Raw genomic sequence first — 12482 nt, 5'->3', positions numbered from 1 at the left:
GCCTTGCCTGATCGGCGCGGCGCGTCAGACGATCTCGAGCGAGGCGCCCGCCTCCCCGGCATGGGAGATCAACTTGCGTCCCCTTCGGGGCGCAAGCATCGCCAGCAGGGCGAACTGCACCCTTGCAGGGGCCAGATCATCGTCGTAGCTGGCGGTGGACAGGGCCGACCACAGGTGCTCCTCGGGGGCGACCCGCTGGCCCGTTCCGCTGATGTGCCAGGTCTCACCATCCAGCCCCACCTTCACCTTGCCCCCCATGGGGAGGGCACTTTCGCAGCAAAGCGCCGCGAGAAAGGCCAGCTGCACCTCGGTTCGGGGAGCATCGGTCGTGAGGGTCCATTCCATGACGAGCCGGCTGCCTGCGCTGTAGTTGGCCAGCAGCTTGGCCGCCTCGCGATAGCCTACGTCCTGTTCAGTCGAGGCATTGCCAAAGGCCACGCGGAAGAAATTCAGCCGGGCGGTGGCCGAGGTGCAGCTTTGTTCGATAAGCTCCATCTCCTCGGGACCGGGAGTCCCTGCGAGCGCGATGAGTTCGAGCCCGTTCGAGATCGCGCCCACCGGGCTGACCAGGTCATGGCACAGGCGCGAGGCTACCAAGGTGGCGAGTTTCGCGGTATCGATGGGCATGGAAGGCTCCTTGAGGGGACAGGCTGAAGGTGACAGGCACATGAACGACATCAACGCATTGCTCGAACCGGGCATGCTGGTAAGCCACCCGGACCGCCCCGACTGGGGCATTGGGCAGGTTCAATCCAACATCGGTGGCCGCATCACGGTCAACTTTCGCGATCAGGGCAAGGTTGTCATCGACGGCAGCCGCGTGACCCTGACCCCGATCTTCGGAGACTAGGCTAACGCCGCAAGTGTTTATCAAACGTTAACCATACGGTGCCCGGTTTTGCTGACGGCGGGTTGTCGCCGATGACACGATGCTGGCGAAATCGGTTTTCCTTTGGTGACACGCGCAGTAGAAAACGCCCAACGGCGAGGGGCGGCGGATGGCGCTGGACGACAGGAACTTCACCGTGCGGCTGGCACGGGACACTCAGGACATCACTGCGGCGCAGCGGTTGCGTTACGAGGTTTTCGTACGCGAGCTGGGCGGCAGCGGCACGCTGGTGGACCACGACGCGCGACTTGAAAGAGACCGCTTCGATCCGTTTTTCGATCATCTGATTCTGGCTGACGAGAGCCGTGGCGGCGTGGTGGTCGGTGTCTACCGCCTGCTGCGCGACGACCAGGCCCGGGCCGCCGGCCAGTTCTACTCGGAGGATGAATACGACCTCGAGCCGCTGCGCGCTTCGGGGCGGCGTCTGCTGGAACTGGGGCGGTCCTGTCTGCACCCCGATTACCGCGGTGGCACGGCGATGATGCATCTGTGGAACGCGCTGGCCGAGTACGTGGCCGAACATGGCATCGAAATCCTTTTCGGCACCGCCTCGTTCCATGGCACCGACGTAGCGCGGCTGGCCGAGCCTTTGTCGCTGCTGCACCACCGTCATCTGGCCGTGCCGGAGTTGCGGGTGCGGTCGCGCCGCTACCAGCGGATGGACCTCGTGCGAGAGGCGGAGATTGACCGGCGCCGCGCGATGCTCGAGGTGCCCAGCCTCATCAAGGGCTACCTACGGCTTGGCGGCGCGGTGGGCGACGGCGCCTTCGTGGATGAGGCGTTCAACACCACCGATATCTGCCTCATCATGGACACCGCCCACCTCAACGCCAAGGCGGCCGGGATCTACACGAAGGGCCGGGGATGAGCCTCGGCGGCCCCACCTGGCGCGGCGAGGAGCCGGTTCTGCGGCCACTCGGGCCGCTTGAATGGGGGCTGGCGGTCATGCGCGGGATACTGCTCGGTACGCTGATCTGCCTCGGGCTGGTGGTCAAGCTGGTGCTGCGGCTTGGAGAGCGGATGTTCTGCGGCACGCGGCGTCCGCTCAGTCCATGGGTGACGCTGGCGGTCAGCCGTGCGGCAGTGGCGATCATCGGCCTGCAGCTGACGCATTCCGGTCCGGCGATGCACGGGCGGGGAGGGCTGGTGGCAAACCACTCGTCGTGGCTAGATATCTTCGTATTGAACGCCTGTCGGCCAGTGCGCTTCGTCTCGAAGTCCGAGGTGGCGGGCTGGCCCTTCATCGGCTTTCTGGCACGGGTGACGGGGACGGTCTTCATCACCCGTGATCCGCGTGAGGCGGCAGCGCAGCGGGACGCGTTCGAAGCCCGGCTGCTGGAGGGCGCACCGCTGCTGTTCTTCCCCGAGGGCACCTCGACCGACGGGCAGCGGGTGCTGCCCTTCAAGCCGACGCTGTTCGCCGCGTTCTTCGGTGACCGGCTGCGGCATCAGACGCAGGTTCAGGCGGTGACGCTGATTTACCACGCGCCCCGGGGCCGCGATGCGCGGGCCTATGGCTGGTGGGGGGGGATGGACTTCGGGCCTCACCTGCTGCGGGTGTTGGGCGAGCCGCGCCGCGGCAAGGTAGAGGTGGTGTTCCATTCACCGCTGCGCGTGGACGACTACCCCAACCGCAAGACCCTTGCAGCACGGCTCGAGGCGCAGGTGCGCGGGACCCATCCGCAAGGTGAGGCTCCGGCGGTCGCCACTGGCCCGGAGGCCTGATGCGTCAGGCCTAAGCGTTCTGCCCTAAGCGTTCTGGCCTGATCGCTCAGTCCTGCTCGGCGGACTGCCTGAGCTGGTCCGCCGGCATTGGCTGCCCAGATCACATGGCGGCGGTGAGCGCCTTGAGCGCGGCCACCGGATCCTCCGCGGACCAGATCTCCTCGCCGATGCCGAAGAAGTCGGTGATCGGCGCAAGCTGCGCGATGATCTCCGGGGTCAGGCCACCTTCGGCCACGACCGGCACCTCGATCATCTCGGACCACCAGCCGAAAAGCTCCTGCTCGGCCAGCGTCCCGTCCCCGAGAGCGTCACCGGCGCAGGGCCCGAACGAGACGTAATCAGCGCCGCCTTCGCCTGCGGACAGGCCGTCGTGGCGCGAGGCACCGCAGAACGCACCGACGATGGCGTCCGGGCCGAGTTCCTTGCGGGCGTGGCGGACGGTACGCGCCCCGTCGGTGAGGTGCACACCGTCGAGCCCGAGCCGCTGCGCCAGCACCACGTGGGTGTCGATCACCAGCGCCACATCATGAGCATGGGCCACCTCGCGCACCGCGTCTGCGGCGCGGGTGATGCGGTCCTCGTCCCGGGTGGCGAGGGCAAGCCGGATGCAGGCGATCTCTTCGGCCTCCAGCACGGCGGAGAGTTTCGCCGGGAAATCCGAGAGGTCGAACTCGGGGGGCGTGACGAGGTACAGCTGGGGGCGTTCGGTGTCGGCCATGTCTTCGGCTCCTGCTCAAGTTCGGGGTGCTATATCCTGCGCGGGCGGGCGGTGCCAAGGGGGTGCGTTGGCGCGTTTGCCGATGAGTTGCGCCAGCGGTGGGGTTGGATGCCTCCGGCGGGGATATTTGTCGTCAAAGGAAGCAGGCTCGTCGCGAGGCTTGCCCTTGGGGGGGGAGAGGCTTATCGAGGCCGCGCAACACGACGGAGGGGCCATGCCCAGCGAAACCAGACAGCCCAGCTTTGTCCTCGTGCGGCCGCAGATGGCCCAGAACATCGGGTCGGCGGCGCGCGCCATGTGGAATTTCGGGCTTGACCGGATGCGGCTCGTGAGCCCGCGCGACGGCTGGCCCAACGCCGACAGCGTGGCCATGGCCTCGGGGGCGGGGCGGCTTCTGGACGAGGCGGTGTTGAGCGAAGATGTGGCGGGCGCGGTCGGCGACTGCGACCTGGTCTTTGCCACCACCGCGCGGTCGCGGGGCCTGACCAAGCCGGTCTATTCGCCGGAAGAAGCCATGCGGGTGGCCGCCGAGCGCATCGCGCAGGGTGGCAAGGTCGCGGTGATGTTCGGGCCCGAGCGCGCGGGCCTCGAGAACGCGGACGTGGCGCAGGCCAACGCTCTGATCTCGGTGCCGGTGAACCCGGAGTTCCCGTCGCTGAATCTCGCCCAATGCGTGCTGCTGTGCTCCTATGAATGGCGCCGCGCCAGCGGGGCGGTCGAGGCGCGGCGCGACGAGCTGGCGGGCGCGGCCTGGGCCAGCGCCATCGAGGTCGAGAAGCTGGCCGAGCATTACGAGGAGCGGCTCGAGGAGGCGGGGTTCTTCTTCCCAGAGCACAAGGCGCCGGCGATGAAGCTGACCCTGCGCAACCTCTGGAGCCGCATGCCCTTTACCAGCGAGGACGTGCGGACCCTGCACGGGGTGATGCGGCAGATGGTCCGCTGGAAAGAGCGCGGATAGACCTGACATCGGGGCCTCGGGCAAATTCCTTGCAAGGAATTTGCACTGTGGTCCCGGCGTGCGGGTCTTGAAGGCGGATCGCAGCACTTCTATCGTCCGCCACGAACTACGGAGTGAGACATGTCCCAGAAGCGCAAGCTGTTTGAAGAGGTGGGCGACAGCGCCCCGAGGGTTCAGCCCGAGGGTGGCATGATCGACCGCGGACGGGGCGGCGCGCGCGGCGCGATCCGGGTCTGGCTGATGGTGATCTTTGCCCTTGTCATGGCGATGATCGTGGTGGGCGGCCTCACCCGGCTGACCGAGAGCGGGCTTTCGATCACCGAGTGGAAGCCGCTTACCGGCGCGATCCCGCCCCTGAACGAGGCGGATTGGGAGGCGGAATTCGCGCTCTACCAGCAGATCCCGCAGTTCGAGATCCTCAACAACCAGATGAGCTTGCAGGAGTTCAAGGGCATCTACTGGTGGGAATGGGGGCATCGTCAGCTGGGCCGGGTGATCGGCCTTGTCTGGGCGCTTGGCTTCTTTGGGTTCCTCGTGGCGCGCAAGATCCCCAAGGGCTGGACGCCGCGGCTGCTGGGCCTTGGGGCGCTTGGCGGTCTTCAGGGGGCGATTGGCTGGTGGATGGTGGCCTCGGGGCTTGGGGCCGAGATGATCAGCGTCGCCTCGTACCGGCTGGCGATCCACCTTGGCCTTGCCTTCATCATCCTCGGCTTCACCGCATGGTACATCTTTGCCCTTAAGCGGCCCGAGCGGGATCTCATGCAGGCCCGTCGCGGGCGCGAGGCCAAGCTGTTTTCCATGGGCACCGGCCTCATGCATTTTGCCTTCCTGCAGATCCTGCTGGGGGCGCTGGTGGCCGGAATCGACGCGGGCCGCAGCTACACCGACTGGCCGCTGATGGCGGGTGGGTTCTTCCCGCCGCAGCCCTTCGATCTGCAGCCCGTCTGGCGCAACTTCTTCGAGGATCCCGGCCTCGTGCAGTTCATGCACCGCATGGCGGGCTACCTGCTCTTCGTCTTCGGCATCATCACGTGGCTCCGGGCACGCAAGTCGGCCAATCCCGACACCCGTTTCCGCTTCAACGCGGTGATGGCGGTCATGCTGCTGCAGGTGATCCTCGGCATCGCCACGGTGCTCTACATGGCGCAGCTGCATATCGCGATCACCCACCAGATCGGGGCCGTCGTGCTTTGGGTGCTGATCCTGCGCGCCCGCTTCGGAGCGCAATATCCCAAGGCACATTCCATCCGGGGGACCCTTAAATGACCGCGTACGATGATCTCATGAGCTTCATCCGTGAAACTGGAGCCCTCGGGCAGGTGGCGGCTCGTCTGGCCTGGGACCAGGAGGTGATGATGCCCCACGGCGCCGGCGATCAGCGGGCCGAGGAAATGGCGGCGATGGAGTCCGTCCTGCATGCCCGCCGCACCGATCAGCGCATCGGCGGCTGGCTGGCCGACCTGGAGGGCGGGGCGCTGGACGAGGAAGCGAACGCCCAGTTGCGTCACATAAGGCGTAGCTATGACCGCGCCCGCAAGGTGCCCGCGGATCTTGCCACGGCGCTTGCCCGAGCCACGAGCCGGTCGCACAGGGCCTGGGCCGAGGCCCGCGCCGACGATGATTTCGGCGCATTCGCTCCGGTTCTGCGCGAGGTCGTGGCACTCAAGCGCGAGGAGGGCGCGGCGCTTTCTTCGGGGGGGGATGTCTACGACGCGATGCTGAGCGACTATGAGCCCGGCGCTACCGCTGCGCAGCTGTCGCAGATGTTCGGCGCCTTGCGCCCGCGCCTCGTGGCCCTGCGTGAGGCGGTGCTGGAACGGCCCCAGCCCCAGCCGCCCACTGGTCCCTTCGACGAGCAGGCGCAACTGCGCCTTGCCCATCTCGTGGCCAAGACCTTCGGTTACGAGATGGCGCGCGGACGGCTCGATAAGTCCGTGCACCCGTTCAGCTCGGGCTCAGGCGATGACGTGCGCATCACCACCCGGACCAGTGCGCTCGACCCGTTCAACTGTCTTTACTCGACCATCCACGAGGTCGGTCACGCCACCTATGAACAGCGCATCCGCCCCGAGTACCGGTTCACCCCGCTGGGCGAGGGCGTTTCCATGGGCGTGCACGAAAGCCAGAGCCGGATCTACGAGAACCAGCTGGGCCGCAGCCGCGCCTTCACCCGCTGGCTCTATGCCCGGATGACCGAGCATTTCGGCGACATCGGCCTTGATGGTCCCGATGCCTTCTATGCTGCCGTAAACCACGTGCAGAACGGTTACATCCGCACCGAGGCGGACGAGGTGCAGTACAACCTGCATGTCCTGCTGCGCTTCGATCTGGAGCGGGCCATCGTGTCCGGAGAACTTGAGGTCGACGATCTCGAGGCTGCGTGGAACGAACGCTTCCGCGCCGATTTCGGGTACGCGGTGGACAAGCCCTCGGACGGTGTGTTGCAGGACGTGCACTGGTCGGCGGGGCTGTTCGGCTATTTCCCGACCTACACGCTGGGCAACGTCTATGCTGGCTGCCTGCACAAGGCACTGCGCACGGCTGTGCCGGATCTCGATGCGCAGCTCGAGGAAGGCAATCTTGTCCCGGCCACCGGCTGGCTGGCCGAGAACGTGCAGCAATATGGCGGTCTTTATGAGCCGCGCGAGGTGATCAGCCGGGCCTGTGGGGGCGAGACGCCCTCGGAAGAGCCTTTGCTGGATTACCTCGAGGCAAAGTTCGGTGCCATCTACAGCCTTTGACCCATCATGACACGACCGGGGGCGGCCGTTGAAGGCCGCCCTCGGTCGTGTCATTCACGGTGGTCTGGTCAGATTTTGCCGTGCTGCGGCGTTTCGAGCGACGGAACCGTGTCGAAACAGCGGATGATCCAATCCAGCGCGCGACGGATGCCGGGATCGTTGCGCCGACTCTCATGGTAGAACACCCAGCATTCCTCGACCTGGGACGGCATGTCATCGGAGATGGGAATGAGGTTGGGATCGCGCTGCACGAGGATCTCGGGAACCGGGCCGGGCAGGCGGGTCACCTGCATGAGGCCGTGGAGCGCCGTGAGGTTATCGACCCGCACCTTCGGAGGTCGATTGAAATGCTCGTGGCCAAAGCGCATCAATGTCGAGCCGTCATGGGCCTCGCCAAGACCGACCCATTCCGTTGCATCAGGCGCGTCCCGGAACTTGCAGAAGCGATAGCACATGGTGCCCACCTTGCGGGCCACGATGCGACCCTGTGCGGGGCGATGGTACTGGATGACCAGATCGTGGTCCCCCAGCCCTTCCTTGAAGAACCGGTCCGAGAAGGTAAGCTTGACCCCGCCCAGAAGATCCTGGTGTTCGGTCAGCCCGGGAACGAGGATCAGGTTGGTCAGGATGGGGAAACAGCCGATGTTGATCGTCACCGCCTCGGCCTCGGTGTCCCCGGCGTGTTCGTTCAGCGCGCTTTGCAACTGGCCATCAAAGGATTGCGCCAGCTGGATGAGCGAGCTGATCGCCGTCGAGGGCCGCCAGCCATCTGCAGTCTTGATGAAGGCTGGTTGGCCAAGGGTCTCGGACAGGCGCTCGATACGGCGCGACACCGTGGCTGTGTTGGTGCCAAGGCTCTTGGCTGCGGCTGTCATCGTCCCGGTCTTGGATAGGGCGACAAGAAACCTGAGATCGTCCCAATTGTTCATGTTTCGAGGTCAGCTTGTTGGCACTGCGGCGCTGGCCGCAACGGATGAGGGGAAAACAGGCGATACGAAACACGGTATACCAGCGATGGCGGCGCAAGCGACCATCCAACTTTCAATTGAAGATGATATAAATTTAATCATCCATTAGTAAACCCGGTTTTGCAGAAATAACGGTATTTTCCGCATTCGACGGCCACTGGAACGCGGTGGTTGCGATTAAAGTCTGTGTTCAAACGGGAACGGGCGCGGCCAGCGATGGCGCGCGCCCGTGGGTTTCGAAGCTGGCTGGAAGTTCAGCCGAAATGATCGCCGAAGCTGGAGCGGTAGACCGCCGACAGCTCGTCCAGGGCCACGTCAGACCCACCCAGCTTGACCGATGTGCCGCCGAAACGGCCCACGGTGTGGATGGTAACGCCGGCCTGACCGGCAGCGATCATCAGCGCCTCGGCGGCGTCGTAGCTGCAGGCCACGAGGTAGCGGCCCTGATCCTCGCCGAACAGTTCAGCCTGATCGGCGCTGTCGAGGGTGACGCCGACGCCGGAGGCCTCGGCCATCTCGAACGCGGCAAGCGCAAGGCCGCCATCGCTGAGGTCGGTACAGCACTTGATCCATTCGCGGTTGGCGCGAATGAATTCACCGTTGCGCCTTTCCTCGTCCAGATCGACCGCGGGGGCGTCACCCTCTTCACGGTTGAAGACCTCCGCAAGCAGGGCCGACTGCCCCAGGTGGCTGCCCGGCGCACCCACGAGGATGGCCACGTGGCCGTCACGCGCATAGCCTAGGATCGGCTCTTCATCGGCGGCGATGAGGCCCACGGCACCAATGGTCGGAGTCGGCAGGATGCCAACGCCGTCGGTCTCGTTGTAGAGCGACACGTTGCCCGACACGATCGGCATATCGAGCGCTTCGCAGGCTTCGCCGATGCCCTTCAGCGCGCCGACGAACTGGCCCATGATCTCGGGCTTTTCGGGATTTCCGAAGTTGAGGTTGTCGGTGGTGGCCAGCGGCAGGGCGCCCACGGCGGTGAGGTTCCGATAGGCCTCTGCCACCGCCTGGCGGCCACCCATCTGAGGGTTGGCCTTGACATAGCGAGGCGTGACATCGCTGGTGAAAGCCAGCTTCTTGTCGGTGCCATGAACGCGGATCACGCCCGAGCCGAAGCCCGGGATGCGCACGGTGTCGGCCATCACTTGGCTGTCGTACTGCTCGTAGACCCACTGGCGCGAGCTGTAGTTGGGGCTGGCGATCAGCGCCTTCAGACCGTCGATCGGGTCCACGGCGGGCACGTCATCGAGCTGGGCAGCGGCCTCGGTCGGGGTCCAGGGACGGTCATACTCCGGTGCCGAGGAGGACAGTTTGGACAGCGGCATGTCCGCCTTGACCTCGCCGTTGTGCACCACGAGGAAACGGTCCTCGTCAATGGTCTCACCGACGATGGCGAAGTCGAGGTCCCACTTGACGAACACTGCCTTGGCCTCTGCTTCCTTGGCCGGGTCGAGCACCATGAGCATGCGCTCCTGGCTTTCGGAGAGCATCATCTCGTAGGCGGTCATGCCGTCTTCGCGCTGTGGCACCTTCTCGAGGTCGAGCCGGATGCCAAGGCCACCCTTGTCGCCCATTTCCACGGCCGAGCAGGTGAGGCCCGCCGCGCCCATGTCCTGGATCGAGATCACGGCGCCGGTCTGCATCAGCTCCAGAGTGGCTTCCATCAGGCGTTTTTCGGTGAAGGGATCGCCCACCTGAACCGTGGGGCGCTTTTCCTCGATGGTTTCGTCGAATTCCGCCGAGGCCATGGTCGCGCCGCCGACGCCGTCACGGCCCGTCTTCGCGCCAAGGTACACCACCGGGCGGCCAACGCCGCTTGCGGCCGAATAGAAGATCTTGTCGGTGTCCGCGAGGCCCGCCGCAAAGGCGTTGACGAGGCAGTTGCCGTTGTAGGCCGGGTGGAAGCGCACTTCGCCGCCCACGGTCGGCACGCCGAAGCAATTGCCGTAGCCGCCCACGCCTTCGACCACGCCATGCACCAGCTGACGGGTCTTGTGGTGGGCCTTTTCACCAAAGGACAGCGAGTTCATCGCCGCGACCGGGCGCGCGCCCATGGTGAACACGTCCCGCAGAATGCCGCCGACGCCGGTGGCCGCGCCTTGATAGGGTTCGATGTAGGAGGGGTGGTTGTGGCTTTCCATCTTGAAGACCACGGCCTGACCGTCACCGATATCGACAACGCCGGCATTCTCACCGGGTCCGCAGATCACCTGCGGGCCCTTGGTGGGCAGACCCTTGAGGTGAAGCTTGGACGATTTGTACGAGCAGTGCTCGTTCCACATGGCCGAAAAAATGCCAAGCTCGGTGAAGGTCGGCTCGCGGTCCATGATCTGAAGAATGCGCGCATACTCGTCCGGCTTGATGCCGTGTGCCGCGATCAGCTCTTCGGTGATTGCCGGTTCCTGCATGAACTTTCCCCTCTGGAAGACTTGCGCGCTCTTTAGTGCATGGTTCACGCCGGGGGAAGAGGGGCGCGGCCCAAAGCTGTGGCTTTGCGCCGTGAATTGTCAGGTGTGACCCATCCGGAGCAACCGGGCCAGCCGGCGCACCTGGGTTTCATCTAGCCCGTGGCTCCGGTCATGCGTTTGCCCGCTGCGTTCCAGCCTGTAGAATCGCACGGCAATGCGCAGGCGGTCTCAGGTCGCGCTCTTTCCGACGATGCCGTGCCGCATGCCAAAGTTTGCGCGTGAAAAAGGGCTTCTGTTGCGCGCCGGCCAAACGGCACAGCTGTGTCAGCGTCGCCACCGTGCCTCTGCTTGGGCCAGCCGCTTGTCTTCGTCCCCCAGCGGGCGCTTGAGAAGAGAGTTCAGCGCGGACCGACATTTTCCCGGCCTCTTCGAGGCTCCCTGGACTGTGTGATTACAGAGATTTTTGTCCTTGGAGGTTCTGGAGGCTTTCAGAGAGATGACATGCCGTCCGAGCAACGTATCCGACGAACGCACCGGCGGCGGGGGCACCGCCGTTCATGATATGGGCATGCGTATCGATGTGTCGGATGTCTCCGGTCCGGGGCGATCCGCTCCCTGTTCCGCGGCAAGGTCATGTCACAAAGCGCGCGGACCCGGTCCGTGGGCTCAGGTGCAGTATCTGGGTGCAGGCGGTCAGGGCATTGGAGAAGCCTGCCTCAGAAAGAACCGTCGGGACGAAAACGACGCGATGAAAGCCACCACCTGAAAGCCCCCTGAAGAGCCCTGAGGTTGAGTCGAGCGACCAGCCAAGCGCGGAAGCCGTTATGTGAGGATAGCATCGAGGTTGCAGAACCGCCTGAGCAAAAAAGCTGGCCAGAGCAAGCACCTAAAAAAAAGGCCGAGCACAAAGCTCGGCCGTAGTCCAACAGGGAGGTATGAAGATGATGCGCCGAAGGGCGCTTCAACCTTCATCTGCCGAATATGTTATCAGTATTGAGTCGTTCAAGGATTAAGAGGGCGCAACCGTAGCATTCCCGCTATGCATGTGGCGCATGTCTCACGCTTTAAGCAGTATCTTAGTCTGCGCCCATTGCTCTCAATTGACGCCTGTGGGCGAAGATTTCGTCCTGAACGAAGTCGCGGAACGCGGCTACGCGCTTGGAATGACGCAGTTCTTCCGGGTATGCGAGGAACACGGGCACCTCGTTGCTTTCCACCTCGGGCAGTACGCGGACCACTTTTGGGAAATCTTCGATGATGTAGTCCGGCAGCACGCCGATCCCGAGGCCCGCAACCACCGCCTGCAGAACGCCGAAATAGTTGTTCACCGTAAGCGCGGTCTGGATGTCGTAGGTCAGCAGTTCCTGCACCAGCAGCTTGCCGGCGGCCACCTGCGCCGAGGCGGGGTTCTGGCAAATCAGACGGTGTTTCCCAAGATCGTCGAGTGACAGCGGCTCGCCCCGTTCAGCAAGGTAGTCGGGCGAGGCATACATGCGCATGCGGATCGACATCAGCCGCTTGCGGATGAGGTCCGCCTGGCTTGGCTCCTTCATGCGGATGGCAACATCGGCTTCGCGCATGGGCAGGTCGAGCACCCGTTCCTCGAGCATGAGGTCGACCTTCAGGTCGGGGTATTTCTCGTAGAGCTTGGTCAGGCGCGGGGCGAGCCACAGCACGCCGAAGCCGTGTGTCGTCGTGACCTTCAGTTCGCCGAACACTTCTTCTTCGCTGTCACGAATGCGGGCGGTGGCGGCGTCGATCCGCTTCACCATTGAGGCGGTCGCGTCGAACAGCAGTTCGCCCTGTTCGGTGAGAATCAGGCCGCGGGCGTGGCGATGGAACAATGTGGTATTGAGCGACTCTTCGAGGGACCGGATCTGCCGCGACACTGCCGACTGCGAGAGATGCAGCGCATCGCCCGCGTGTGTCAGGCTTCCGGCGTCAGCCACCGCGTGAAATATTCTTAATTTGTCCCAGTCCATTCCAGTACCTATGCCCTGCTCGCGCGCCATCTATACGATACAATCGTTAATTGGCCACCCATGCATTCTCACATGAACGTCTCCCGC

General features: G+C 64.5%; 11 protein-coding genes. 6 read left to right on the top strand and 5 right to left on the bottom strand.

What is annotated here, in order from left to right; all coding sequences use genetic code 11:
* Window positions 1-24: 24 nt before the first annotated feature.
* Entirely contained in the window at window positions 25-627 is a 603-nt protein-coding gene (locus IEX41_RS00840; RefSeq protein WP_188787903.1) for a histidine phosphotransferase family protein, read from the bottom strand.
* Between the two features lie 40 nt (window positions 628-667).
* Between IEX41_RS00840 and IEX41_RS00835 the strand changes: the two genes are divergently transcribed.
* The 3 genes from IEX41_RS00835 (at window position 668) to olsA (ending at window position 2614) form a co-directional block, all read left to right on the top strand.
* Window positions 668-850 (top strand): DUF3553 domain-containing protein, encoded by a 183-nt coding sequence (locus IEX41_RS00835; RefSeq protein WP_188787901.1) that lies wholly within the window; start codon window positions 668-670, stop codon window positions 848-850.
* Between the two features lie 148 nt (window positions 851-998).
* Complete coding sequence (olsB, locus tag IEX41_RS00830; protein WP_188787899.1) at window positions 999-1757, top strand: L-ornithine N(alpha)-acyltransferase; 759 nt, start codon at window positions 999-1001, stop codon at window positions 1755-1757.
* The gene (olsA, locus tag IEX41_RS00825) at window positions 1754-2614 is read left to right on the top strand and encodes a lyso-ornithine lipid O-acyltransferase (protein ID WP_188787897.1); all 861 of its coding nucleotides are present in this window, start codon (window positions 1754-1756) and stop codon (window positions 2612-2614) included. Before olsB ends, olsA begins: the two co-directional genes overlap by 4 nt.
* Before the next feature lie 100 nt (window positions 2615-2714).
* Here the strand turns inward: olsA and IEX41_RS00820 are convergent, their stop codons facing one another.
* Window positions 2715-3332, bottom strand: a complete 618-nt coding sequence (locus tag IEX41_RS00820; RefSeq protein WP_188787894.1) for a thiamine phosphate synthase — start codon at window positions 3330-3332, stop codon at window positions 2715-2717.
* Between the two features lie 214 nt (window positions 3333-3546).
* Between IEX41_RS00820 and IEX41_RS00815 the strand changes: the two genes are divergently transcribed.
* The 3 genes from IEX41_RS00815 (at window position 3547) to IEX41_RS00805 (ending at window position 7031) form a co-directional block, all read left to right on the top strand.
* Entirely contained in the window at window positions 3547-4290 is a 744-nt protein-coding gene (locus tag IEX41_RS00815) for an RNA methyltransferase (RefSeq protein WP_188787892.1), read from the top strand.
* 120 nt (window positions 4291-4410) lie between these two features.
* Entirely contained in the window at window positions 4411-5556 is a 1146-nt protein-coding gene (gene ctaA / locus IEX41_RS00810) for a heme A synthase (protein WP_188787890.1), read from the top strand.
* The gene (locus IEX41_RS00805; RefSeq protein ID WP_188787888.1) at window positions 5553-7031 is read left to right on the top strand and encodes a carboxypeptidase M32; all 1479 of its coding nucleotides are present in this window, start codon (window positions 5553-5555) and stop codon (window positions 7029-7031) included. Before ctaA ends, IEX41_RS00805 begins: the two co-directional genes overlap by 4 nt.
* A gap of 68 nt (window positions 7032-7099) precedes the next feature.
* On the opposite strand, the gene IEX41_RS00800 is transcribed toward IEX41_RS00805, so the two are convergent.
* The 3 genes from IEX41_RS00800 to IEX41_RS00790 all read right to left on the bottom strand — a co-directional run bounded on the left by IEX41_RS00800 (window position 7100) and on the right by IEX41_RS00790 (window position 12395).
* On the bottom strand, window positions 7100-7960 hold the full coding sequence (locus IEX41_RS00800; RefSeq protein WP_188787886.1) for a LysR family transcriptional regulator: 861 nt from the start codon (window positions 7958-7960) through the stop codon (window positions 7100-7102).
* 293 nt (window positions 7961-8253) lie between these two features.
* Entirely contained in the window at window positions 8254-10413 is a 2160-nt protein-coding gene (gene purL / locus IEX41_RS00795) for a phosphoribosylformylglycinamidine synthase subunit PurL (RefSeq protein ID WP_188787884.1), read from the bottom strand.
* Between the two features lie 1076 nt (window positions 10414-11489).
* Window positions 11490-12395 carry a LysR family transcriptional regulator gene (locus tag IEX41_RS00790; protein WP_188787882.1) on the bottom strand — a complete coding sequence of 302 codons (906 nt, stop codon included), beginning with the start codon at window positions 12393-12395 and terminating at the stop codon, window positions 11490-11492.
* Window positions 12396-12482: the final 87 nt, after the last annotated feature.

Source organism: Salipiger pallidus, assembly GCF_014643635.1.
GTDB lineage: Bacteria > Pseudomonadota > Alphaproteobacteria > Rhodobacterales > Rhodobacteraceae > Salipiger > Salipiger pallidus.
Note: the sequence above shows the minus strand (reverse complement) of the source record. Positions and strands in the feature narration are given on the sequence as shown.

What these genes read in the sequence shown, in the direction of transcription:
- IEX41_RS00840 (WP_188787903.1), bottom strand. Translation starts at nt 627, where the DNA reads ATGCCCATCGATACCGCGAAACTCGCCACCTTGGTAGCCTCGCGCCTG.
- olsB (WP_188787899.1), top strand. Translation starts at nt 999, where the DNA reads ATGGCGCTGGACGACAGGAACTTCACCGTGCGGCTGGCACGGGACACT.
- IEX41_RS00790 (WP_188787882.1), bottom strand. Translation starts at nt 12,395, where the DNA reads ATGGACTGGGACAAATTAAGAATATTTCACGCGGTGGCTGACGCCGGA.
- IEX41_RS00815 (WP_188787892.1), top strand. Translation starts at nt 3,547, where the DNA reads ATGCCCAGCGAAACCAGACAGCCCAGCTTTGTCCTCGTGCGGCCGCAG.
- IEX41_RS00820 (WP_188787894.1), bottom strand. Translation starts at nt 3,332, where the DNA reads ATGGCCGACACCGAACGCCCCCAGCTGTACCTCGTCACGCCCCCCGAG.
- purL (WP_188787884.1), bottom strand. Translation starts at nt 10,413, where the DNA reads ATGCAGGAACCGGCAATCACCGAAGAGCTGATCGCGGCACACGGCATC.
- ctaA (WP_188787890.1), top strand. Translation starts at nt 4,411, where the DNA reads ATGTCCCAGAAGCGCAAGCTGTTTGAAGAGGTGGGCGACAGCGCCCCG.
- IEX41_RS00805 (WP_188787888.1), top strand. Translation starts at nt 5,553, where the DNA reads ATGACCGCGTACGATGATCTCATGAGCTTCATCCGTGAAACTGGAGCC.
- IEX41_RS00835 (WP_188787901.1), top strand. Translation starts at nt 668, where the DNA reads ATGAACGACATCAACGCATTGCTCGAACCGGGCATGCTGGTAAGCCAC.
- olsA (WP_188787897.1), top strand. Translation starts at nt 1,754, where the DNA reads ATGAGCCTCGGCGGCCCCACCTGGCGCGGCGAGGAGCCGGTTCTGCGG.
- IEX41_RS00800 (WP_188787886.1), bottom strand. Translation starts at nt 7,960, where the DNA reads ATGAACAATTGGGACGATCTCAGGTTTCTTGTCGCCCTATCCAAGACC.